The 23920-nt window shown below is 60.8% G+C and carries 21 protein-coding genes and 3 pseudogenes; 8 read left to right on the top strand and 16 right to left on the bottom strand.

What is annotated here, in order from left to right; translation table 11 throughout:
- Window positions 1-81 precede the first annotated feature (81 nt).
- The gene (locus P3T22_RS01555; RefSeq protein WP_063500406.1) at window positions 82-369 is read left to right on the top strand and encodes a DUF1330 domain-containing protein; all 288 of its coding nucleotides are present in this window, start codon (window positions 82-84) and stop codon (window positions 367-369) included.
- Window positions 370-528: 159 nt separating this feature from the next.
- Here the strand turns inward: P3T22_RS01555 and P3T22_RS01550 are convergent, their stop codons facing one another.
- The 7 genes from P3T22_RS01550 to P3T22_RS01520 form a co-directional block, all read right to left on the bottom strand.
- Entirely contained in the window at window positions 529-1518 is a 990-nt protein-coding gene (locus tag P3T22_RS01550) for an antibiotic biosynthesis monooxygenase (RefSeq protein WP_429324029.1), read from the bottom strand.
- Window positions 1519-1521: 3 nt separating this feature from the next.
- Window positions 1522-4242 carry a molybdopterin-dependent oxidoreductase gene (locus P3T22_RS01545; protein ID WP_063500407.1) on the bottom strand — a complete coding sequence of 907 codons (2721 nt, stop codon included), beginning with the start codon at window positions 4240-4242 and terminating at the stop codon, window positions 1522-1524.
- Entirely contained in the window at window positions 4239-5069 is an 831-nt protein-coding gene (locus P3T22_RS01540; protein ID WP_429324028.1) for an FAD binding domain-containing protein, read from the bottom strand. The genes P3T22_RS01545 and P3T22_RS01540 overlap by 4 nt, the downstream gene beginning before the upstream one ends.
- Window positions 5070-5094: 25 nt before the next feature.
- Window positions 5095-6177, bottom strand: coding sequence for a hypothetical protein (locus tag P3T22_RS01535; protein WP_429324027.1), 1083 nt, complete (start codon window positions 6175-6177; stop codon window positions 5095-5097).
- Between the two features lie 516 nt (window positions 6178-6693).
- Window positions 6694-7398: an SH3 domain-containing protein gene (locus tag P3T22_RS01530; RefSeq protein ID WP_429324026.1), complete on the bottom strand. Its 705-nt coding sequence runs from the start codon at window positions 7396-7398 to the stop codon at window positions 6694-6696.
- A gap of 677 nt (window positions 7399-8075) precedes the next feature.
- Window positions 8076-8564: an SRPBCC family protein gene (locus P3T22_RS01525; RefSeq protein ID WP_063500411.1), complete on the bottom strand. Its 489-nt coding sequence runs from the start codon at window positions 8562-8564 to the stop codon at window positions 8076-8078.
- Between the two features lie 152 nt (window positions 8565-8716).
- Window positions 8717-9643, bottom strand: a complete 927-nt coding sequence (locus P3T22_RS01520) for a LysR substrate-binding domain-containing protein (RefSeq protein ID WP_429324025.1) — start codon at window positions 9641-9643, stop codon at window positions 8717-8719.
- A gap of 109 nt (window positions 9644-9752) precedes the next feature.
- On the opposite strand from P3T22_RS01520, the gene P3T22_RS01515 reads away from it, so the two are divergent.
- The 4 genes and pseudogenes from P3T22_RS01515 (at window position 9753) to P3T22_RS01500 (ending at window position 14000) form a co-directional block, all read left to right on the top strand.
- On the top strand, window positions 9753-10829 hold the full coding sequence (locus P3T22_RS01515) for a tartrate dehydrogenase (protein ID WP_063500412.1): 1077 nt from the start codon (window positions 9753-9755) through the stop codon (window positions 10827-10829).
- A 70-nt stretch (window positions 10830-10899) separates the two neighbouring features.
- A pseudogene (locus P3T22_RS01510) lies at window positions 10900-11534 on the top strand (pyruvate kinase).
- A 185-nt stretch (window positions 11535-11719) separates the two neighbouring features.
- Window positions 11720-13030: an MFS transporter gene (locus tag P3T22_RS01505; protein ID WP_429324024.1), complete on the top strand. Its 1311-nt coding sequence runs from the start codon at window positions 11720-11722 to the stop codon at window positions 13028-13030.
- 73 nt (window positions 13031-13103) lie between these two features.
- Window positions 13104-14000: a fructose bisphosphate aldolase gene (locus P3T22_RS01500; protein WP_429324023.1), complete on the top strand. Its 897-nt coding sequence runs from the start codon at window positions 13104-13106 to the stop codon at window positions 13998-14000.
- 273 nt (window positions 14001-14273) lie between these two features.
- On the opposite strand, the gene P3T22_RS01495 is transcribed toward P3T22_RS01500, so the two are convergent.
- The gene (locus P3T22_RS01495) at window positions 14274-15620 is read right to left on the bottom strand and encodes a 2-hydroxycarboxylate transporter family protein (protein WP_429324022.1); all 1347 of its coding nucleotides are present in this window, start codon (window positions 15618-15620) and stop codon (window positions 14274-14276) included.
- A gap of 338 nt (window positions 15621-15958) precedes the next feature.
- Here P3T22_RS01495 and P3T22_RS01490 point away from each other — a divergent pair, with 338 nt between their 5' ends.
- Window positions 15959-16996: a methyl-accepting chemotaxis protein gene (locus P3T22_RS01490; protein WP_063500417.1), complete on the top strand. Its 1038-nt coding sequence runs from the start codon at window positions 15959-15961 to the stop codon at window positions 16994-16996.
- Between the two features lie 8 nt (window positions 16997-17004).
- Here P3T22_RS01490 and P3T22_RS01485 read toward each other — a convergent pair whose 3' ends face one another.
- Window positions 17005-17769 (bottom strand): SDR family oxidoreductase, encoded by a 765-nt coding sequence (locus tag P3T22_RS01485; RefSeq protein ID WP_063500418.1) that lies wholly within the window; start codon window positions 17767-17769, stop codon window positions 17005-17007.
- Between the two features lie 139 nt (window positions 17770-17908).
- Between P3T22_RS01485 and P3T22_RS01480 the strand changes: the two genes are divergently transcribed.
- On the top strand, window positions 17909-18826 hold the full coding sequence (locus P3T22_RS01480) for a LysR family transcriptional regulator (protein ID WP_063500419.1): 918 nt from the start codon (window positions 17909-17911) through the stop codon (window positions 18824-18826).
- 54 nt (window positions 18827-18880) lie between these two features.
- Here the strand turns inward: P3T22_RS01480 and P3T22_RS01475 are convergent.
- The 4 genes and pseudogenes from P3T22_RS01475 to P3T22_RS01460 all read right to left on the bottom strand — a co-directional run bounded on the left by P3T22_RS01475 (window position 18881) and on the right by P3T22_RS01460 (window position 21386).
- A pseudogene (locus P3T22_RS01475) lies at window positions 18881-19128 on the bottom strand (hypothetical protein).
- Window positions 19118-19243 (bottom strand): hypothetical protein, encoded by a 126-nt coding sequence (locus P3T22_RS01470; RefSeq protein ID WP_429324021.1) that lies wholly within the window; start codon window positions 19241-19243, stop codon window positions 19118-19120. Before P3T22_RS01470 ends, P3T22_RS01475 begins: the two are co-directional and overlap by 11 nt.
- Window positions 19240-20634 carry a TIGR00366 family protein gene (locus P3T22_RS01465; protein ID WP_429324020.1) on the bottom strand — a complete coding sequence of 465 codons (1395 nt, stop codon included), beginning with the start codon at window positions 20632-20634 and terminating at the stop codon, window positions 19240-19242. The genes P3T22_RS01470 and P3T22_RS01465 overlap by 4 nt, the downstream gene beginning before the upstream one ends.
- Window positions 20635-20966: 332 nt before the next feature.
- On the bottom strand, window positions 20967-21386 hold the full coding sequence (locus P3T22_RS01460) for an aldo/keto reductase (RefSeq protein ID WP_429324165.1): 420 nt from the start codon (window positions 21384-21386) through the stop codon (window positions 20967-20969).
- A gap of 40 nt (window positions 21387-21426) precedes the next feature.
- On the opposite strand from P3T22_RS01460, the gene P3T22_RS01455 reads away from it, so the two are divergent.
- Window positions 21427-21828, top strand: a complete 402-nt coding sequence (locus tag P3T22_RS01455; RefSeq protein ID WP_429324019.1) for a hypothetical protein — start codon at window positions 21427-21429, stop codon at window positions 21826-21828.
- Window positions 21829-22008: 180 nt separating this feature from the next.
- Here P3T22_RS01455 and P3T22_RS01450 read toward each other — a convergent pair.
- The 3 genes and pseudogenes from P3T22_RS01450 to P3T22_RS01440 form a co-directional block, all read right to left on the bottom strand.
- Window positions 22009-22152 (bottom strand): annotated as a pseudogene (locus P3T22_RS01450) (antibiotic biosynthesis monooxygenase); the annotation flags it as partial.
- 135 nt (window positions 22153-22287) lie between these two features.
- The gene (phaP, locus tag P3T22_RS01445; RefSeq protein ID WP_429324018.1) at window positions 22288-22854 is read right to left on the bottom strand and encodes a TIGR01841 family phasin; all 567 of its coding nucleotides are present in this window, start codon (window positions 22852-22854) and stop codon (window positions 22288-22290) included.
- A 60-nt stretch (window positions 22855-22914) separates the two neighbouring features.
- Window positions 22915-23712 carry a hypothetical protein gene (locus P3T22_RS01440; protein WP_429324017.1) on the bottom strand — a complete coding sequence of 266 codons (798 nt, stop codon included), beginning with the start codon at window positions 23710-23712 and terminating at the stop codon, window positions 22915-22917.
- Window positions 23713-23920 lie beyond the last annotated feature (208 nt).

Raw genomic sequence — 23920 nt, 5'->3', positions numbered from 1 at the left:
GCGCGGCGTACCCTTTGTACCCATTCAACGCTCAGGCGCCGTTCTACTGCAGCAGCGCTGTTCACTTTAAGGAGCTAACACATGGCAGCATTTGTCGTCGTACAGGAATCGATAGAAAACGAAGCTGTTTTCAATCAATATCGCGCAAAGGCGCCAGCGACGATCGAGGCATATGGCGGCAAGTTCCTCGCGCGTGGCGGCAACCTCGAAGTGATGGAGGGCGAATTGCCGCACAAGCGGCTCGTCATCATCGAGTTCCCTACGCGCCAGGACGCGATTGCATGGTACAACTCTTCCGAATACCAGGAAATCCTGCCCATGCGACTCTCGAGCAGTAAAGGCATTTTCGCGGTGGTGGATGGTGTGTAATTGGAGCACCGACCACCTGGGACGATAACCGACCCTCTGCGGACCTACGGCTGCTCATCATTCAAAAGACAGCTTCCGAAGGTTGAACTGCCAATTGCGCGAAGATCGCCACGGTCGGGCCGCCGGTCTTTGCCGACAGTCGGCGATCGTTGGCGGGGGCTAAAGCCACGAGCACACCAGCAGCGACACCGCATAGATGCCGACGACGATGCCAGCTCCCAGCACGTGATTGCCCATCGATTTCTGCACGGCCGGCTGCAGCCACCAGCTCAAGCGCTTGCAGGCCCACGGTACCAGCCAGTTCAGCAACACCACACTAACAACGTTTCCCACAAATAGCGCCAGCCAGAACGGCATGCCGATACGCTTGATCAACAACGGCGTCTGCACCAGCAATCCGAACAGGAACACTACTGGATACAGCAGGCTCAGCACGATCATGTTTTGCTTCCAGACCGGTACTGGCGCCGCATCCCGCTTGCCCACCGAAAACCATTGATCGAAGCCGCTGCGAACGATGCGTGTATCCAGGTGCTCAGTAAAGCAATCCGAGTCACTCAACAGCTCGAGCCGCTCGGGTGAGTTCAGCCAGATCTGCAGATTGGCTTCCGAGTCGAACCGAACGATTGCCAGCCAGTCGTCCTGCACGCCCGGGACGGGCGGCTCCAACCGGTAGCCCTGAAAGCCGGCAGCGCGAGACTGGACTGCGGCGATGCGCTGTTCCCAGCGCCGATAAGCGATTTCCTCGCCGGGCTTGACCCGGGTCGAGATCACCACGGAAACCGGCGCGGGCAACACGCCCGACGCGCCGTCCCTGACCAGATGAATATCGTCGTTGCCGGCGAGGATCGGCTGAATGCTGTCGACCAGGTTGAGCCGTTGCGCCGAGCGTAGCCAACTGGCGGCCGCGTCCGACGATACAAAGCGCTGGAGGATCACCCAGTCGATCTGGGCAGGCGGTCTCGGCAGTATGACCTCCTGTTCTATAAAGCCCTCCCACGTGGCGATCACCGCTCCCATCGCATCCTGCCAACGCTTAAAGGCCTCTTCGTGCCCGGCCAGCGGACGGGTTTGCGTGACGATAGTCGCGCCACCCTCGGTGGTCATGCTGTCGTTGCTGCGGTTGCCGGTCTTGCGATCTTCATTCACCTCTCAGCCTCGCTCGAACAAGGGTGTAAGGACGGGTACGAGACGGTCGAAGATATGGTCGGGTGTCATGGGTAGCGCAGTGAACCGCACTCCGGTTGCATTCTTGACGGCGTTCGAGAGCGCTGGTGCCACCGGGTTGATCGCGCACTCGCCTTGCGATTTGGCGCCCAATGGTCCGATTCTGTCGTAAGTGTCGGCGAAGAATATCTCGGTGCGGGGGATGTCGGCAAAAGCCGGTATCCGATAATTGCGCAGCGCCGCATTCACGATATGGCCGCTTGAGTCGTGCACCATGTTCTCTGTTAAGGCCCAGCCGATCCCCATCGCGAGGGCGCCGTCGATCTGGCCACGGCACTGCATCGGATTGATCGGCCGCCCGATATCCGCCGCATGCACGCTGCGCAGAATCCGGATCTCTCCGGTAATCAGGTGTACCGCAACGCGAAAACCCTGCACGTTAAAGGCGGTGGTCCGCGGCGAAAGATAAGCCTTGCGTTTGGCCTCGAAACGATGCCCGTCACGTGTTCCGGCGGCATGCAGATCAGTCAGCGCGAGGCGTTGTCCGCCTGCTACCAGGTGAGTGCCCTCCAGCCGCCAGTCCGAGGCGGGCACACCGGTATGTTGGGCCGCGTAATCTGTGATGTTATCGCGTAGTGCGGCCGCGGCGAGCGTCACCGCCTTACCCGCCACTACGGTGCCGGTACTGGCAAACGTGCCACTATCGTACGGTGTCCGATCCGTATCGGCATTGATGATCGCGATCGCATCAGCTCGCGTGCCAACCACCGCGGCTGCAAGCTGCCGGTGAGAGGTCACGGAACCGTTACCCATCTCCGTCGAGCCCACGGCGAGGTGATAGGTACCGTCGGCCAGGAGCGACATGACGGCGCCAGACCGATGTTCGGTGGGCGGCCCGCAATCGAGCATGGCAAGGGCGACGCCAACGCCCTCGACCCACTCGTCACCGGCCGGCTTGGGCAAACCGCCTTCGGCGGCTAGCGCGCATTCGACCAGATCCATGCACTGATCGAGCCCATAGCTGCCGAACTCGACATCGGCCACGTCCTTCCAGACCGACTCGATCCAGTCCGTGGGGCCAACCATGTTGCGCCGGCGAATCTCGAACGGGCTCAAACCAAGCTGCTCGGCCAGTTCGTCGATCGCACATTCGATTGCAAAGGTCGTCTGTGAGGCGCCGTAACCACGAAAGCCGCCGCCCGGCACCATGTTGGTGTAGACCGCATAGCCGTCGGCTTTCTTGTTGGCGCAACGGTACGCGGCCAGCGGGCTACCCAGCGCGGCGGCCAGCGTCTCGCCGCCGTGTCCGCCATACGCGCCGGTGTTGGAGATCACCTTGACCTGCAACGCGGTGAGAAGGCCATCGCGAGTCGCGCCGAGCTTGACGTGGGACGTCATCTGATGGCGCGTGGACGCGGCGATGAACTGTTCCTCGCGGGTGAATTCCCACTTGACCGGCCGCCCGGTCTTGAGCGTCGCGAGCACGCACAGATCTTCCGACAGCATTTCCTGCTTGCCGCCGAAGCCGCCGCCGACCCGCTCCGTGAAGACATGCACCTGAGCCGGCCTGAGCCCGAAGATGTGGCAGAGCTTCTGGTGCGCGATGAAAGGCGCCTGTGAGCTGGTACGCACATGCAACCGGCCATCCTCGCCACGCCAGGCGATCGAACCATGCGTTTCCAGATGGACGTGCTGGACCCGCGACGTCGAATAGGTCTTCTCGTGGATTGCATCGGCCGCGGCAAAGCCCTCTTCGACGCTGCCCACCTCGCCGTGAATATCGACATAGATATTGCCTTGCGCGGCCTGCCCCTTGTCATGAAGGAGCGGCGCGTCTGGCGCCATGGCGAGGACCGGATCGAACACCGCCGTCAGCGTTTCGTACTCGATCTCGATCAGGCGGCAGGCATTGTCCGCGGCAGCTTCGGTCTCGGCAACCACGGCTGCCACCCGCTGGCCGACAAAACGCACGACATTGTCCAGCACGTAGGTGTCGTCCGGGTCGACCAGGTGATCTTCATGAGTTGCAGTACTAAACAACCGGCGTGGTACGTCTTCCCAGGTAAAGACCTCGACCACGCCGGGCACGGCCAGCGCCTTCGTGCGGTCTATCTTGAGGACGCGGGCATGGGCATGCGGCGAGCGCACCACTTTCAGATGCAGCAGGCCTTCGATTACCACGTCCATCGTATAGCGTGCCTGGCCTGTCACGATGTCGTGGCCGAACGGGTTTTGCAGGCTCGCGCCGCACGCCTCTCCCGCCACATCTTCCACCGCGGATTTTCGGCCATGCAGTGCGTCGTCGATGCTGCGATAGCCCGTACATCGGCACAGATTGCCTTTGAGTGCGTTCGGTAGATCCTGGCGGCGGTCCGCGTCGAGCGACGCGCTTGTCATTATCATGCCCGCCGTGCAGAAGCCGCACTGGAATGCCTGTGCATCGAGAAACGCCTGCTGCAACGGGTGCAGCTCGCCGTGCCTCGCCAGCCCTTCGATCGTCGTGATCTGACGGCCTGCGCCGCGAAATGCGGGCATCAGGCAGCTATGCACAGGCTCACCGTCCAGCCACACGGTGCAAGCACCGCAATCGCCAGCGTCGCACCCCTTCTTCACCCCCAGCATGCCGAAATCACGCAGCAAGGTGCGCAGGCATTGGCCGGGATCCGGCTCGGCTACGAAAAGCTCGCCATTGACCGTATATTTCATGCTTGGCTCCCTGACTGTGCCAGCTCGACACGGATCTGTTCCGCGAAGTTGTAGGTAAGGTGCCGCCGGTATTCCGGTAGGCCGTTCACGTCGTCGAAGTATTCATCGTCGGGAATGGCCGCGGCGATCGCGCGCCGCAGTTCTTCCGCCGTGGGGATAGCCGCAAAAGCCAACTGAACAGGCCGCTGCGTGGACGCGGTGATGGTGATCAGAAGATCGCCGTCGTCCCCGCCTGTGCCGATCAACAGCGCGGCCGAGCGTCCGAGCTTGACGAGAGAGGCGCGTCGCAACGCGTAACGCCTGGCGAGCGCGGTGGCCGGCAGGTGGATGCTGCGCAGCAATTCACCGGCTTGCAGGATGTTCTGGTGATTGCCGGTGACGAAATCCAGCGCAGGAACCACGCGGGGTTGGCCATTGCGCGGCCACAAGCTGAGCGTGCCATCGAGCGCCGTGACCAGCGAGATCATCGCGCCTGCCGGAAGCGACATGCAGATATTGCCGCCGACCGTCGCCGCGTTCCATATTTTGAACGAAGCCAGCAACGCGTTGCAGCATTCGCGCAGCAAGGGTGCGGCCGTCCACTCAGCCGGACACGCCAAGCGATAGATCTCCATGATGCGGCATGTCGCGGCAATTTCGATCCCGTCGGGGCTCACCTGCAGCGCAGGCCAGTCGAGTTGCTCGAGATCGATCAAGGTATGCGTGGCGGCCTGGGGCTCTGAAAACAGCCAGGTGCCCCCAGCTAGCCAGGCGTCGCCCGCCTCCCACCCGCCGATCTCGTCGGCGTTCGCAGGGCGCTTGACAGTCGTGATCGTATTCAGATTCATGATGCAGGCCCTCGGGCAATGGTGGTCAATGCAGCGTCGACAGCGAGCTCGGGCCGGGGCCCGGCGTAATCAGCGTGGGCCACTGGTGGGAACCGAATGGCACCGGCGGCGGCAAGAACGCTGTCATGTTGCGCCTGGCGGTTTCGGTGACAATCGCATCGCGCGCATCGCCGCCCATTAGTTCGTAATCCATCAGATGGTAGTTGCCGAAGAAGAGCTGGCCCACCGAGCGATCGGCGATGATCCGGGTCAACGCGGCCAGCATGTCTTCCCGGGTCGTCGTGAAAGACATGGTTTCAATCAGCAGCAAGCGGTCGTTAATCGCGTCCGGGCCGAAGTATTGCGCCAGCACGCTAAACAGGACGTTGTTCTGGCGGGCGACGTAAATCGTATTGCTGGCCGCAATGGTCTTGTCCCAGTCCGGGCCCAGCATCGCCTTCCAGTCGTCCATCACGTTCATCCAATGCGCGACCTGGGTCTGAGCCGCCCATGCGACTTCTTTGGCTAGCGCCGGTGCCTGCCGATGGCCGAACCCCTCCAGCATGGCCGGCGTAATCGCTCCGTTAGCAACGCATTGATCGATGAAATCGAGGTTGCCCTGCAGGATCTTGCGGCTGTTTTCACGCCAGCCGGGCTGCATCGTCACGCCATCGAGACTGTCGATCGCCGACTTCATCCGGCTGCGAAATGCGAGGATCGGGCCGCGCCACGACTGGTTCTGCGGGCTGGTCAGATAAGGGCTTACGACTTCGGCCAGCGCCATCGTGCTATGGCCAACAGACTTCAAAACCTGATAGACGATCGGCACTGCTGGCGCTTGCAGCGGCGGCTGGCCGGGACGATAGAGGGTGAAATTGCCACCCTCCCCGGAGAACAGCGCGAGTATGACGGGGTGGGTCCCCAGAATGTTTTTGGTGAAGGTCTGGCCAGCCGCGTCATACAACTCGAACATGCTCGTGTTGAGCGCCAGCACATTCGCGGTCGCGGAGGCTTCCGGCGGGGTGGACTGGGTAGTGATCAGGCCGTTCCAGTAATCTGGAAGAGCGTTGCCATCAGACGATCCGGCAAAAGCCAGCAATGGCAAGCAAGCAAAAATATAGCCGAACAAACGTGCACGCCGGATCATACTGTCCCTTTCTTTTTGTTCTTAATGACTTGGGCGACTCACCCGCCGTTGTTGCATGAATGGCGGACGCTGCAGTGGTGAGTCGCGACGTTAACAGTGCACTGCGTACTTCTCTGACTCCTTGTGAAGCCGGTACGTCTTATTCCCAAGAAAAGTATAGGCACGACTGGAGCGCAAGCAAACATTCGCGATTGGTCGCTATCGGCCAAGACTGAAGGTTCCGCGCGGACGTGCTCGTCAATTTCGGCCGTCCCGAAGAAACGATGTATCTGCCGCTCGTCAAGCGCGAAGTCTGGACCTACCGGTACCTGGAAGACAATACGCGGTACCAGCTCTTTCACTTCTAATTCGACGACGCAGGCGTGTTGCGCTCGACGCAAAAGAGCCCGGACCCGCTTCACGATCACGCCGACGATCATCCGTCGAATTGAGCGGCATGGGCGCCAGGCGCGTTGCCATGCGATCGCGAAGCGGTGGCGGGCGAAAAGCGTTCAATCGCTAATGGTTATCCGGCGGATGATTGCGGTCTTCATTGCCGCCGCGCGCCTCGCCGCCGTGCTCATCGGACGGACCGCCCGGGTGCACGGCAGCCTGTCCCTGAGGACCACCCTTCATTTGCCCGGGCGGCTGCGCTGGCCCGTGCGCATATCCCGACTGCGGCTGCATCGGCCCATGCGCGTACCCCGGCTGGGGTTGCGGCTGCGGGCCGCCGTGCATGACTGGCCTCGGGTTCATAGCCGGACCGCCCGCCGCCGGCGGACCACCATGCGGCGGCGGACCGCCCCGCATCGGCGGCGGATGATTCGCCCACCGGTCCCGGTCGTGATACCAAGGCTGGCCGCGATAGTAGTGATCCCAGTAAGTTCCGAACGAGAACGCTACGATCGGCAGCCCGATCTGCAAGCCGTAAGTCATGATCGGCACCTCGGTACCCTGGTACGGATAGTCGAGATATTCGCCATAGACCCAGCCGCGCAGTCCGGGCGCTCCGACGTCGCACCAGCTGTAATCGGTAACGCAGCCGTACACCGTAAGCTGCGCGCTCGGCGGCACTTGCGCGACCACCGGATACTCCCCGGACGGACCCGCATAAACGTCCACGGGCTGATTTGTATACGCCAGCGATTGAGCGAACGCCGCGCCGGACAGCGCCATCAGGCAAACGCCTCCTGCGATGGCTCGAATGACGATTTTCTTTTGCACGATTCCTCCCTCGGAAAGAGCGGCCCATGCATGAGGTGCGCTATTCGTTTCGTCAAGGCCATAACGGCGCCTCGATAGCAGGGCCACACTGCTTGGACAAGCCGGGTGGCGTTCGAATTGCACCCGGCTGCCTGCGCAATTACGGTTTGTCAGCGTTCTTACCGTTCAGCAATTTTCATGCTTTGCCGCTCATGCGTCGAGCTGAGCAAAGAACCAGCCCTGGAAGCTGCGCAGCGTGGGCAGATCCGCACGCGATTTGGGGTGCCCTTCTGCCCGACGGTTAGCGGCGAACGCGTGCTATCGACCGAGGATTGGGCTGGCAGCAACTCGGGAAGGGTAAAGCGACACCCGAAAACCGAGTACTTTTGCGTTTTCACACAGCTTCGACCCCTTGCCGTCATTCGGATAGCGGTGACACGAAGGGCCGTTCTCAAAGTCCAACGGCCATTCGCTGACGCATGTTGTCTTGCTGCTTATCGGTCCTGTTTCGATAACGCCGTTAATGGGGCGACTACAGGCGGGTCTTTCTTTCGCGAAAGCTCGTTGCGGTTTTCCGGGGGCGGCCGGTTGACTGCGTGGCACATGTCAAAGGGAAAACCAAGGGTTCGCGATGCGCTTCATCCTGTCGAGGCAACGGGGGAACATCGCAGAGCGTTCAATCCATTGCCGCGCTGGCTTCATCCATGCTCTATGCCAAGGAGCCGCGCGTCCAGCCGCCGCGCTAGCGCCGCGCCGCCTTCGCGCATCACCGCATCGTGGTTCCATTGGAAAACCGGCCGCAACAACGGTGCCAGTGCATTCATCCATGCGCGGTTCGTACGCACACACCAGTCATAGCGGACCACGGTAAGGTTGCGTCCGTCCGTCGAGAAGCTCCACCGGCCGGCGCCTTCGACGTCGCCGCTGGCTTCCCCCTCTAGCGCGACCAACGGGTCGACGCGTGTCACCCGCATATCGAACACCAGCCGATAGGGCAACCAGCCTTTCCATGTATAGCGCTGTACGACGCCCACGCCTTGATCAGAACCGGCCTCTAGCTGGTCCACGCGCTCGACGCTATTCCACCACTCGGGCCAGCGCGCCGAATCCTGGATTGCCGCCCAAACTTTCTGCACCGGCGCATCGATGCGCCAAATGGTGGAAAAGCGGTATTCGACTGTCCGCAAGCTGCCTCCATTCTTCGTATTCTTCTAGAGATTTTGTCAGATGCTCACTGCACTTGCCATCGCCGGCGAAACAGCACTACGCTTCCGTCCCTCGTCATGTCGATCTACAACGGTTCCCCAACGTGGCAGGGCGACGGTCCACTTTCAGTTGCCTACGCGAACTCGCCCGCTCCGCCTCCAAGATCGCATGCCAGGAACTCAACGAACGCACGGATGCGATTAGACATCTGATGTCGCTGCGAATAGACCGCGAAGATATCGGCGTTCGGCGTGTCGTGATCGGGCAGCACCGGCACAAGGGAACCGTCGGCCACGTACTGTTTGATATCCCACTCGGCCCGCATCAAAATCCCGTGCCCCTCGAGCGCCCACTTCACGGCGATCTCGCCGTCGTTCGTCGTCAGACTGCCGTTAATTCGCACAGCCTCCGTTTTGCGGGAAGCGCCCCGCCCTGACGTCAAACGCCAGACACCGTACGCCTCGTCACCTTGTCTGATGCCGATACAGTTGTGCCGGGTCAAGTCGTGCGCGGTCAGCGGCATCCCGCGTGACGCAATATAGGAAGGCGCAGCACACAGCAGTCGACGATTCGCCGCAAGACGACGTGCGACCACGCGCGTGTCAGGCGGCTCACCGAATCTGATGCAGACATCGAACGCGTCGTCTGTCAAAGGCGGCGGGGTCACGGATAACTGGAGCTGCACAGACACTTGCGGGTATTTCGCTACGAAACGCGAAATCGCCGGAGCGATATGCCCGCGACCGAAGCCTAGCGTTGCGTTGACCCGCAGCAACCCTGTGGGGCTTTTCTTCGCGCTGCCAAGCAACTCGGCCAGTTCGTCAATCTCATCAAGAATCCGGCGAGCGTGTTCCAGATACAACTCGCCCTCTGGCGTGAGCATCATCCGCCGCGTGGTCCGGTTGACGAGCGGAACGCCCGCGCGACTCTCCATCTGCGCCAGATGCTTGCTGACGGCCGCCGCCGTCAGCCCCAGCTCACGCGCCGCCGCGCTCAGGCTGCCGGACGCTGCGAGCGTCGAAAAGAAGCTTAAATCAGACGGTTGGACGGTTTCGCGCATAGCCTTCACTTGTGAATATAAGTTAAGGATGCTTTGAGTTTAGCACCGGTTTTTGCGTCCGGAGATAGGTAGAGTTCGCTCACACCCACAACACCTGAAGGACGGAGACATGAAAACCTATCGCATCGCAACCATCCCTGGCGACGGCATCGGCAAGGAAGTCGTACCGGCTGGCGCACAGGTCCTCGAAGCGCTCGCAAAGACCACGAAGTCGTTCGCGTTCGAGTTTGAAAACTTTGATTGGGGCGGCGACTATTACCGCAAACATGGCGTCATGATGCCCGAAGACGGCCTCGACTCCATCCGCGACAAGGACGCGATCCTGTTCGGCTCGGCAGGCGACCCGGACATTCCGGATCACATCACGCTCTGGGGCCTGCGCCTAAAGATCTGCCAGGGCTTTGACCAATATGCCAACGTCCGGCCGACCCGCATTCTGCCGGGCATCGACGGGCCGCTGAAGCGCTGCAAACCGGAAGATCTGAACTGGGTCATCGTCCGTGAAAATTCAGAAGGCGAATATTCGGGCGTGGGCGGTCGGGTCCACCAGGGACATCCGATCGAGGCGGCAACGGACGTGTCGATCCTGACCCGCGCCGGTGTCGAGCGGATCATGCGTTTCGCGTTCCGTCTCGCTCAATCCCGCCCCCGCAAGTTGCTGACGGTGATCACCAAGAGCAACGCTCAACGTCACGCGATGGTGATGTGGGATGAGATCGCGCTGGAAATTTCAAAGGAATTCCCGGACGTCAAATGGGACAAGGAACTGGTGGACGCGTCGACCGCCCGCATGATCAATCGTCCCGCGACGCTCGACACGATCGTCGCCACCAACCTGCACGCGGATATTCTCAGCGATCTGGCCGCCGCGCTCGCGGGCAGCCTCGGCATCGCGCCGACGGGCAACATCGATCCCGAGCGGCGCTTCCCTTCCATGTTCGAGCCGATCCACGGCTCCGCGTTCGACATCATGGGCAAGGGCCTCGCCAACCCGGTCGGCACCTTCTGGTCAGTCGTCATGTTGCTCGAGCACCTCGGCGAAGTGGACGCCGCCAAGCGAGTCATGCAGGCAGTCGAAGCGGTCACCGCCGATACGTCACTGCACACGCGTGACCTCGGCGGCACGGCAACGACCGCACAGGTGACGGCCGCTGTTTGTGCGCTGATCGAAGCGGGCCGACGCTGACCAGCGTCAACGATTTTCGTGCCATTTTCATTGCCGCTCAGCACGGCTGATCTTTCAGAGGGTAGATAAGATGCGCCGCAATCGAAATGCAAAAATTGTCGCTACGCTGGGTCCGGCTAGCACCAGCCGCGAAACCATTGAAGCGCTGTTCAAGGCGGGCGCCGATGTCTTCCGGCTGAACTTCAGCCACGGAACTCACGAGGATCATCAACGCCGCCTCGACGTCATCCGGTCCATCGAGCAGGACGCAGGCCGGCCCATCGGCGTGCTTCTTGACCTTCAGGGTCCGAAGCTGCGGATCGGCACGTTCGTCGATGGCCCCATCAGGCTCGAGAAAGGCGCGAGGTTTCGCCTCGATCTCGACGCAGAGACACCCGGCGACATCAATCGTGTCGCGCGGTCGCGACCGTTGCCTACACGAGCTCCGGCTATTCGGCGCTCAGGATGGCACGCGAACGGCCGTGTGCGCCGATTATCGGCATGACCCCGCGACAAGCCACTGCCCGTCGCCTGGCACTGGCGTGGGGAGTGCATCCCGTTCTCTGTGCCGAAGTGATCGACGTGCTCGAAGTCAGCGAGCTCGCGTGCCACACCGTGCGCGAGGAAGGGTTTGGAGAAACAGGACAGACCGTCGTGATTTCCGCGGGTGTGCCTTTTGGCACACCCGGCACGACCAATCTGCTGCGCATCGCGCAAATCCAGTGAGGTGTGAAGGACAACCGGCTTCTACGCATCGAGGCCGAACTCGGTGACATGGCCTCGTAGCGGGGCGCATCTGCCCTCCCGTCGGCCATCAGCAAACCATAAAAGCCGAACCAACGGCTGCCGGACTACGCCCAGGCGTATCCCATTTCCAATAGAGCACGGCTCAAGCCTCCAAGGAGGAGACAATGATTTCCGATCTCGAAGCCCGGGTTTCCCGGAAGCTCATGCTGCGGATAATTCCGTTTGTCATGCTGCTGTATTTCGTCAGCTTTCTGGACCGCGTCAACGTAGGATTTGCCGCGATGACAATGAACAAGGCCATCGGACTCTCGCCGACGGCGTTTGGTCTGGGTGGCGGACTGTTCTTTATCGGCTACTTCCTGTTCGAGGTGCCGTCGAACCTGATTCTTCACCGCGTCGGCGCGCGCTTGTGGATCGCACGAGTCATGGTGACATGGGGCATCGTCTCGGCAGCCTCGGCTTTCGTGGTCGGGCCGAACAGCTTCTATGCGCTTCGCTTTGTGCTTGGCGTCGCGGAAGCCGGCTTCTTCCCTGGCATCATCCTGTACCTGAGCTTGTGGTTCCCGGGCCGCCAGCGAGCGGTGGCGGCGGCATGGTTCATGGCGGCGGCCCCCATCTCCACGGCGATCGGCTCACCGATCTCGGGCGCGATCATGAAGCTCCCGCCAATCGCCGGACTGGCTGACTGGCAGATGCTGTACATCCTCGAAGCCGTGCCCGCAATCATTCTTGGTTTTGTGGTCCTGAAGTACATGACGGACACGCCGTCGAAAGCACACTGGATGAAACCCGAAGAACGCGAGTGGCTGATTGCGAAGCTGAAGGGCGAAGCTAACGCACGGGAATCGCACGCTGGACATACTGCCGGGGCGCTGAGTGCTTTGCGCGATCCCCGTGTTCTGGCGCTCTCCCTGATTTACTTCGGCACGTCGGCGGGCCTCTACACACTCGGCCTGTGGGCTCCGCTGATCATCCGTCAGTATGGATTCGGCTCGTTCGAGACCGGCCTCATCGCAGGCATTCCCAGCGTGCTGGCCGTTATCGCGATGATCCTGTGGGCCAAACACTCCGATCGCACCGAAGAACGCACGTGGCACGTGGTGATTCCGTGTGTCGTCGCGTGCCTGGGTTTTGTCCTTGTCGGCCAAGCCACCACGGCATTAACGGTCATTCTGGCACTTGTCATTGTCAACATCGGCATCAGCGCCGCAAAAGCGCCGCTGTGGGCCATGCCGAGCATGTTTCTTTCCGGCGCGGGAGCGGCTGCGGGCATCGCCATGATCAACTCGGTGGGCAACCTGGGCGGCTTCGTCGGCCCGTTTGTGATAGGTTGGCTGAAGAATGTGACGGGGAGTTATTCGGCCGGGCTGTATGTCGTCGCCGGAACATTGGCGGTGTCTGCCGTCGTGACGTTGATGCTGAGTCGGCGAGCCCAGCAAACACACGCACCGGCTGGCGAGCGGCACGGGCACTGAACGTACTGAACGCAATGGGTCCGGACCAGACGTGCTGGGTCCGATATTCGCTTGTTGAAAAAGGGAGACGATCGTGGCAGACGAGAAGATGCTTGCGCAAGTTCTTGAAAAACAGGGATTTTTCGCGGCCCTGGACCAGAGCGGCGGATCGACCCCCGGCGCCTTGAAGCTTTACGGCATTCCGGAGAGTGCCTACAGCGGTGACGCGGAGATGTTCAAACTGATCCACGAGATGCGGGTGCGCATCATCACCGCGCCTGCCTTTACAGGGGACAAGGTCATTGGGGCCATTCTGTTCGAAGCAACCATGGACGGACAGGCACTGGGGAAACCCGTTCCGACGTTCCTGTGGGAGGAGCGCGGCGTCGTACCCTTCCTGAAGGTCGATAAGGGCCTGGAAGCCGAAGCCGACGGTGTGCAACTGATGAAGCCGATACCCGGCTTGGACGCGCTGCTCGATCGGGCCACGAAGCTCGGCATCTGCGGCACCAAGATGCGGTCGGTCATCAACCTGAATTCGGCAAACGGTATCGCTGCGATTGTGAAGCAACAGTTCGCGCTGGCAGCGCAGATCGACGCGCACGGTCTCATGCCGATACTGGAACCCGAAATTTCGATCAAGAGTCCGGACAAGCCAGGGGCGGAAGCCACCCTCCTCGCGGAACTGAGCAAAGGTCTCGACGCCTTGCCGGATAGCCGTCGCGTGATGCTCAAGCTGACCATACCTGACGTAGCGGACTTCTATCGTCCACTGATCGAGCACCCGCGCGTCGCGCGGGTAGTCGCGCTTTCAGGAGGCTACACGCGAGCCGACGCCTGCGAGCGGCTCGCCTCCAATCACGGCATGATCGCCAGCTTCTCAAGGGCATTGATCAACGAGCTCAAGGAATCGATGAGCGACAGTGAGTTCGACGCGGCGCTCGCGAAGAGCATCGACGAGATCTATCGGGCCTCCGTCGTAAAGGTTTGAAGCGACTTTCAGGAGGGCGGCCGTGCCTATACCCAGCGAATCGCCCGGTCGACGCCGACGCGCGATCACGTGTGGTTTTTTCGCGACTTCCGCTCGGCTCAGGCATGACAACAAGCACGTCCTGCAAGCCTCCGCAGGACGATCGGACACTTCATACGAAATACCCGATTTGCATCCGCAGCAAGCTTGGATAGCATGAGGAAACACGTCAGCGTTCCCAACGTTCGGCGTGTGTGTTTGTTCGCCGCAGCATCGTCTGCGGCTTTTTTTTATCTAGACAGAGCGCGACAGGATTATCAGCACGGTCGTCACGGTGACCGCACCGCCGATCCGGGTCGCGATCTGGGCGAACGGCATTAGCGTCATGCGATTGGCCGCCGTCAGGATGGCGACGTCGCCGGTGCCGCCCTGGCCGCTGTGGCAAGCGTTCACGATAGCCGTGTCAATCGGATACATCTTTATCCAATACCCCACCAAGGCGCCGGTCGCCATCAGTGTCGCAACGGTCGACACGATAGTGATGATGGTCGGCAGGTTGAAGGAAGCCATCAGCTTGTCCCATGGCGTCAACGCCACGCCGATCGCAAACAGCAACGGGTAGGTGACCGCCGTGGAGAAGAACTTGTACACAACATAAGCGCCCTCCTGTAGTTGCGGCGGTACCGCCTGCGTCAGCTTGAGGAGGACCGCGATGAAAAGCATCGCAACCGGCGCCGGCAGGCCAAACAGTCGCTGGCACATGATCCCGACAACGTAGAGCGTCAAGGCGGTGATGCCCGCCGCGGCGATATGGGTCACGTCCATGTTTCCCGATATCTCTTCGTGTGCAGGGTCCATCTCGTCGTTCTCGCCGGGCTGCAAGCGCCCTTCACCCGTGAAGCGCGGATATCGCTTGCCGACGAAGTTCAACGTCCCCGCGAAGATGATCGCCGACAGGCTGCCAAGCATGACCGGCGGCAGCACGGTGGCGAACAGCACGCCAGGGTCCTGGTGCAGAATTCCGGCGTAACCGACTGTAAGCGGAATGGCCCCTTCGCCGACGCCGCCAGCCATGATCGGCACGACGATGAAGAAAAATGTGTGATACGCGCCTAGACCCAATACCGTACCGACGGCTGTGCCCACCGCGCCGGCCACGATCGTTCCGCTCGCCAGCGGCACGAAGATTTTGAGGAAGCCCTTGATGAGAACCTGCCGGTCCATGCCCAGGATGCTGCCCACGATAATGGACGCAATAAACAGGTAGAGAAAGTTGGTGGACTTGGTGAAATCAATCGTCACCTTCACGATTTGTGGCGGCAGCAACTTGTAGTAAACCAGCGCGGACGGGACGAAGGTGGCAAATATGGCGGCGGCGCCGATTGCGCGGATGATCGGAATGCGCTTGCCGATCTCGGCGAGGGTGAAGCCGAAAAAGGCGAACATCACGATGACCACTGAGATCTCGTTCGGCAGCTTACCCATGTAGACAAGACCCGCGATCAGCGCTGCGGCTGTCACGTAGATCGGTAGCGGAATGATGCCGATACGGGTTTCCATCAGCCTCCACCATCCGTGGGGCCAGAAGGCCTGCTTCTTCGCCTGGTTCGGCGGTAGAGGCGTGGAAGCCGCTGTCTTCATCGGTGTCTCCTGCGCGGATATTCGTCTGCTTACAGCAACCACCCGTGCCAACGGCGCGTGTATGGCAATAGCATCGTGCGCGTAGCAATCTGAGCGTAGCACCGTGTGCGCAGCGCGGATAGCGTGTCTACCCCTACCGCACCGCTGCCTATGTCGTCCTTCCCGGCGATGCACGCACCCGGTGCGCCGCCGGTCATCGCATCTTCTGGCTGCACCATGACATGCATCACTAAACGTTTGCGGGGTGCATGACAGCGCGCACGATGCCCGCGGAATCGACCCGGCCCGATGCTTGCTTTTATGCAAGCACAACATCTCCAGGCTACCGGGACCAGACCATGTCGAATCCGCTCGAAATCGTCGAACTGACGCATTACGTCAAGAAGCTCGCGACGGGGAAAATCTCCGATATCAACGACATCAATCGCGAGACCACTTTCCTCGCACTCAACGCCCTGATCGAAGCGGCGCGCGCCGGCAATGCGGGGCGCGGCTTCGCGGTCGTGGCGAATCAGGTCAAGCATGTGTCCGCGCGGATCGGCGAAATCACCACGGTGCTCAATCGCGAACTTGCCGGCTCGCTGACCAAGCTGACCGATCTCGGCGACAGCATGATCGAACGGCTGCGTTCGCACGAGGGTCAGCGCTGCGCCGATCTCGCACTGAACATGATCGACGTGATCGACCGCAATCTGTACGAGCGTTCATGCGATGTGCGCTGGTGGGCCACCGACTCCGCGGTGGTCGACTGCCTCGCCAACAAGAGCGCCGAAACGCGGGCGTATGCGTCGCGCCGTCTGTCGGTCATTCTCGACAGCTATACCGTGTACCGTGATTTATGGATCATCGACGCAGCAGGCAATGTGGTCGCGAATGGCCGCCCGGATATGTATGCGGTGCACGACCGTAATGTCGGTGAAGCCAGCTGGTTTCGCGAAGCGATGAAAACGCCTTCGGGCGCGGACTTCGTGGCCGGCGATATCGAGGCGCTGCCGCTTTTGAAACACGCGCACGTCGCGACCTATGCGACGGCGATCCGCGAAAACGGCGCGGTCGACGGCAAGCCGCTCGGTGCGCTGGTGATCTTTTTCGATTGGGCGCCACAAGCGTCGGCCGTCGTTGAAGGCGTGCGGCTCACGGACGAAGAATGGCGGCGCACGCGCTGCATGATCGTCAACGCGTCGCACCGCGTGATTGCGAGTTCGGACGACAAAGGTGTGCTCGACGAACAGTTCCGTCTGAACACCGACGGCCGTTCAGCAGGCTTTTATCAACTGTCTGATGGCCGCACCGTATCGTTCGCCGCCACCCCAGGCTACGAGAGCTATCGCGGCTTGGGGTGGTATGGCGTGATCGTGCAGTCACCTCCGGCTTAAGCCTTGGCTCACGTACGCGTGATCGATGCGCCGCCGTCGACTAGCGAAGCGGTGCCGGTCACGAAGGACGAGTCATCCGACGCAAGATAAAGCACCGAGCGGGCGAGTTCTTCCGGCCGTGCGACCCGCTTGAGCGCATGCAAGCCGGTCACGAAGGCCTGGGACTCGGCGGTGTCGTTCATGCCGCGATACATCTCTGTGTCCACGGCGCCGGGCAGAATGGCGTTGACGCGCACACCTTGCGGTCCATATTCGGCAGCGAGCGCCTGCGTCAGCCCAATCAACCCGGCCTTGCTCGCAGCGTATGCCGCGGTGCCCGGGAAAGCGAACGAATAACCGACGAACGTCGACGTGAAGATGATCGATCCACCGCCTTGCTTCAGCATTTCGGGGATCTGGTGCTTCGCCCCCAGAAAGGCGCTCGTCAGGTTGGTCGCCAGGGCGGCCGACCAGCCGGCCTCCGACACACCCGTGGTCGGGCCCATTTCGCCCAGCGTGCCGGCGTTGTTATAGGCGATGTCAAGACGGCCGAAGCGGCTGACAGCGAGCGCGACCAGCGCTTTCGCGAAGTCCTCCGACTGCACGTCGCCCGCCAGAAACGCCGCCTCGCCGCCTGCGCTGACGATCTCGGCAGCGAGCGTTTCAAGTTCAGCTTCGCGGCGCGCTGCGATCACGACTTTTGCGCCTTCCGCGGCGAACAGTTTTGCCGTGGCACGGCCAATTCCCGCGCTCGCGCCAGTCACGATGGCGACTTTTCCTGTCAAGCGTTGCATGTTCAATCTCCTGCTGCAGTTTGTTGGCCAGTGCCCAATGCCTTGGTCCGTGAGAAGCAATATAGGCTTCAGCCACATATACAGAAAGGCACAAAATATGGGGATATCATTCAGCATTTATGAATGATCGGAGAAGCACATGGATCGGCTGCGCGCTTTTGAAGTCTTCGTGACGGTGGTGAGCCGCGGCAGCTTCACGCGCGCGGCCGATGCGCTCGAGACGTCGCCCGCCAACGTGACCCGCTACGTGAATGAGCTGGAAGCGCATCTCGGCACACGCCTCTTGAATCGCACCTCACGCAGGCTTTCTCTCACCGAGGGCGGCGAGACCTTTTACGCCCGCTGCAAATCCATCCTCGACGACGTCGCCGAGACCGAGGGGCTCGTGTCGTCTGCGTCGGTCGAACCGCGCGGACGACTGCGCATCAACGCGCCTGTGAGCTTTGGGATTCTGCACCTGGCGCCGCTATGGCCCGAGTTCATGCGGAAGTATCCGGAAGTGGAACTCGACGTTGCGCTGATTGACCGCGTGGTCGATATCGTCGATGAAGGCTACGACCTCGCCATTCGCATCTCACGCGCCGGTTCGACTAACCAGGCGGCCCGCAAGCTGGCGACATCGAGAAACATCCTGTGTGCGTCGCCAGACTACCTGGCGCGTTGCGGCTACCCCGCAGCGCCAGCGGACCTGATGGAGCATCAATGCATCGGCTACTCGTATGCAGCCACCGGCGACGAGTGGCAACTGATCGACAGTGAGCGCAAGGCTCACACCGTGAAGGTCAACTGTCACATGCATACCAACAATGGCGATACGGCGCGCGCCGCCGCGATCGCCGGGCAAGGCGTGATCTGGCAACCCACGTTTCTGGTCGGCAACGATCTGCGCACCGGCAAGCTCGTTCGGGTATTGCCCGAGTACCGCTTGCCTGATATCGACGTACTCGCGCTGTACCCGAGCCGTCGGCACCTGAGTGCCAAGACACGCGCAATGGTCGATTTCCTGGTCGATGCGTTCGGCGGTGTGCCGCCATGGGATCGGGATGACGGGGGTTGAGCGGGTGTCGCGCCGGCATCGCGGGCGCAGCAAAACCCGCGGTGACGGGTCGGCTCAGTCTTTGCCCCACCGCCAGCGCGGCGGTTCTCCCTTGAGCCAGCATACGGCCACAAGGGCGACACTCAAAGCGCGACAAACAAGGCAAAAGTGACAGGCTCCAGGTCCGGACGGAGAAAGCGCATACCGAAACCAATCAGCGCAACGTACATGAACAACACGGCCCATCCTTGCCAGCGCGACGGGAAGCCCCAACCCCAGCCGTAGCGTTTCGCCGGAAACCAGTATTTATGCTCAGGTGACATTGCGCGATCCTGTCACCCGGACGTAGGGCAGCACAAACAGGTAGAGCCCCGTGAACAGCAAGAGGGCCAGGAGCAGCAGCGGCGCGTGGCTGTGTCGCGGAGGAATGGTCATCATGGAATCAGCCAAAGCGCCGCCGCATAGATGACGAGGGATACGGCAAACGTAATCGCCGTATAGCCCATGACACGCTGAATGCGAATGCCGGCAATAGCAACGACGGGCACGGCCCAGAAAGGTTGCAGCATGTTCGAGACGTTTTCGGCCATGGCGACACCCATGGCGGTGCGCGGAACCGAAGCATGCAGGCTGAGCGCCGCGGGGAGAACGAAAGGCCCCTGAACAGCCCAATGTCCGCCTGCGCTTGGAATAAGCAGCGTGATGATAAGCGAGCTGAAGTAACTCAAGACAGGAAGCGTGAGCGGAGTCGCAATGGCGACGAACGTCTTGGCGATCGCCGACGCCAACCCGGTCCCCGTCATGATGCCCATGATGCCGCCGTACATCGGATACTGAAGCAGCATCGAACCGGTTTGCCGCGCGGCGCGGCGAATCGCATCGGCATAGGCGATCGGTGTGCGCTGCAGCGCGAGCCCCACCAGCAGAAAGATCAGGATCGTGGTGTTGATGTCCAACTCGAAGCCCTTGCTGGTCCACGTCATCGCAAGATAGCCGCCGCCCAACGCCAGCAAGAACAGGGTGCCGAGCATTGACCGTTCTGCACGGGCAGCGAAGGACGATACCTTCGCGTCCCGCGCATGCGGATCTGCCTCTGCAACGACGGCGGGCTCGGGCTGCGTTTCATTGAAAGCGACAACATCTTCTTGCTTCGGGTGCATCCAGATGAAGATCGCCGTCATGACAACAACAACCAGTACGGTCGGGATGAAGACGAACGGTGCGAACACGGTCTCACTGAGCGGAATCACCTGTCCGGTGGCTTTCTCAACGAGATTTAACGCGTTGCCATGCGATGCCTGCGACAACGCGATGGAGCTAGACAGGCCACTATTGCAGACAGACCACGCCGAGTAGCTGCCTGCGACGAGCCATGCGAAATCGACCTTCACGCGCCTCGCGATTTCGCGCGACAGGAGTGCACCGACAACCAGGCCAAGTCCCCAGTTGAGCCACGCGGCCACCGCGACGATCGGGAAAACCAGCAGCGCGGCGCGGGTCGGCGTGCGCACGCCGGCAGCCATCGCACGCAGGCCGCGCTGGACGAGGGGTGCGTCGGCGATCGCGTAGCCAGTCGCCAGGATCAGGATCATCTGCAGCGCAAAGCCGAGAATGTTGAACGTGCCACCGTACCAGGAGGTCAGGATGACCGGCAGCGAAGCATGGGGCGCGAAGGCCAACGCCAGCAGGGCCACGACCAGGGTCAAGCCGATCGCAAGGATAAAGGGGTCCGGCATGACCTGTTCAAACACGTAGACGAGGCCCGAAACAACGCTCCTACGGCGCTCGCTGTGACCTGTGTCGGCTGACTTGATGTCTCTCTTGTTCATGGTTTCCAGTACTTTGGACGCACGCTTTTGTGGTAACACTCCCCAGCACCCGCGCGTGACGCTAACAGGTGCGTTCGGCTGACAAATGCCCTACGCCGCAGCATCGTATCGCCGCGGCGGACCATACATGATTTCTGAGTCTACTGCAGCACGGGTCACACAAGCCAGGATGACCATCGCCACGTCGAGCAAACTGTGGTGCCGGGGTCGGCAGATACCCCTAAGTAAAAATGCCCGTCGTATCCTTCTGCCAGGCTTATCCCGAGGTCGAAGTGGAGATCGCCGCAAGCAGAGCTGATCGATCTTGCAGCGGAAGTATCGTTCACGCCTATCTATTGCGTACTGCGCGGAATACATCGAAATGCACACGGAGTGTGTATCAGATAGAGATCAGGATAGTCGAGCCCGAGCCTCTCAAGACTTGCCTCGAAAGCCGGTTCGACACGCTCGGGCCGACGATTGGATTTCCACAATTTTGTGGTCACGAAGATGCCTTCGCGCGCGATCCCTCCGGCAGCAAGCCCTATCCGCAGAGCCTCGCCCACCTCGCGCTCGTTCCGATATCGTTCGGCACAATCGAAGTGACGATAGCCGGCTCTTGGACTTGCAATCGCCGCGCCAGGTCCCAGACAGGTCTGCTCATTGATCAAGTGTAGCAAATGAAAGACTGGGCAACAGCGGAGGGTTCCGGGAGAGTGCAACACGCCGTTGGTAACGTTCTTCGCTTTCAGACCCCTCGGGCAAGATGCCATTACAATCCAGCACTTCGATCCAACAACGGTGATTTTCGCCATGAGATACCTCCTTGCATCGACACTCGCGGCAATCATCGCGGCCGCAAGCACGGCCGCGGCAGCCCAGACATCCGGGGCCAGCGACACACCCAAACTGCAGTGCGCCATTGGGTACGTCACCGGCATCGGTGGATCGGCACAGAGCTTTCGTGAATACCTTGCGACCCCCGACAGAGACAGATATCGCTACCTTGCTGACAACCCGATCCAATGCAAGATCTCCGATGAGGGTCGCGCGTCAGCCTGTACCGGCGTCACAAGCCTTCGGCATGAAGAGGTCAGCGTGTACGACGACATCGACAACGAGACGATGGCCGTAGTCGCGCGCGTGGAACTCGAGCGCGGGACCTACCCGGTGATTATCGTCGTGCGAAAGCAGGACGTGAAATGCGAAGAGTGAATGGCCGCGATGCGGCTTTGCGGAACACCTTTCGCATCAAGCGCAATCACCTGGTACAGCTCACGGTCGCATAAATTGAACGCCGACAAGGCAAGCTTTTCGTACTGAAGCGCGTCGACGGATGACTCAATGGCCACATCGCATGAAGGTTCGCTCCCAAGATGACGCCCGACCGGCCCCCTAACCGACACAAATACCCGGTACTGCGATCTTCTGGAACAGGTGTGGCGAAGCGATCGCCAACGAAGGATACGCGGTGAGTTTCGCCTTGAATTCCGGATGAGTGAACGCCGCTCGAAAGTGGGCGATGGACTCCCACACGGCATTCAACGCGACGCGGCGGGGGAAACGGGGACAGTGAGCGCATCCGGAACGTGTCCAGCGGCTGCAAATCGGTTTCGCCCGAATAAAACGACACGCGGAAATGCGCGCAGCAGGCCGTGCGCGCAGCGGGAACGATTACTTTGATGTGACGCGAGAAGCCTGCTCGACCGCCTGTCTGGTGGTTCTCGACACGGCCGCGCTCACTGCTTCGGCGTTGCTTTCAGCAACATGGATCGCCTGTTGAGCGGCCTTGCGCGCCGTTTCGTACCAGGTGCCCGTGGCGTCGATCGCAGACTTCAAGGCTGTGATGGCCGGTTCTGCAGCAGCCGGCGCATGCTGCGCGGCCCCGTCGATCAGCTCTCGCAATTTGCGCTGCTGCGCAGTGAAATGCTCATTTGCGACGTTTGCAACGTCCAGTTGTGCATTTAAAGCAATAGCGAACAGTTGGCCATAGTACGACTGGATTCGCGGAGCGTTCCGTTCCACCGCGCCCCTGCGCAGCGTGGCCCACTCTTGCGGACTTTTTGCCGATAGTGCATTGCGCATCACTTCGTCAGCTTCGGCGATACCCGACCTGGTGGCTTGCAGGTTCAGATCGATCACTTTCTGAAAGCTCTCGAAGGCTTTGTTTAGCAAAGCAAACGATGTTTGCGCGTTGGCTCGTTGCAGCGCAGCGTTTTGTTCTGGATTCCACAGATTCATTGCTTGCTCCGAGAAGTGCCTGGCCAGGGGTATGCTGAGGACAACCTTTCATTCCCTGGATTAGGGTTGCGTCATGCGATCTTCGTTGACGGTGCGAATGGTGCCATCGAATCGCTCCATTTCCAGCTGCTGCCTTATACCGTCCTGCCATGCCTCAAAAGCTGAAATCTGCGCCAACGTCATCGCTCGAACTCCGAGCAATACATTTCCGGCGCCCGCAGCGTTCAATGTGGCGGCCAGGCCGTCCGCGAATAATTCATGCACGGCCGCCGCGAGCAAAATTGAAGCATTCCGCCCGTCCCCTTCGCCGGGCGACGCATGCTCGTTCGCGGCGTGTCCATCGGGCATCGAAGCAGACCCGTCAATGTTAGCTCTGGTAGCGGACTGCCCGGGCCGGATCTCGTCAGCCGCAGGACAAGCAGCCTCTACCGGGATCCTCGATCTTCGCGTTATCGCACGCGGACCTCTGACGACCTTGCGGCAGTGAGCCTTGACGTCATCACACATCGCCGGATCAGGGGGCACCACAAACAAAGCTGCAACTGAATTGCGACGACCGCCCTTTCCCTCTGTATCGCGTCTGTTGTCCTCAAGGCCGGGAAGCGTGGTCTTCGGCCGGCGGATGGATGCAGTGCGTTGTAGTCTATTCCGTTTCGCGGATCGTTCTGCGTCGAACTGGTCTAGCTGCAGGAGCAGGCTATCGATCGAACACAACTGGCCTTTCGACAGGTGACACGAGTCGAGTAGCTCATGGAGTCGTTTGCGCCAGTATTCGGCCGGCAAAATTGGACCGCCGAGAAACCCGCACAACGACGGCCGCATCACGCGCGCAATGTGCGCGATGTCGTCATCAATCAATATACCCACGCCCGCCCCCGGTACGTCCTCGCATGTTGGTCATTGACCGGTGTACATTTATATATAAGCAGAAACTATAGGCTATTTTCCGAAAAAGCCAATTGCAAGCGACATAATTGCGAAAAGGTATTTCACTCTACCATGCACAAAAAATGAGCTCCGCTGGAAATGGCAAAACCCGAGTCCATTGCAACTGGAAGCGCAATTT

Origin of the sequence: Paraburkholderia sp. GAS348, from assembly GCF_050434205.1 — a bacterium.
Classification (GTDB): domain Bacteria; phylum Pseudomonadota; class Gammaproteobacteria; order Burkholderiales; family Burkholderiaceae; genus Paraburkholderia.
Note: the sequence above shows the minus strand (reverse complement) of the source record. Positions and strands in the feature narration are given on the sequence as shown.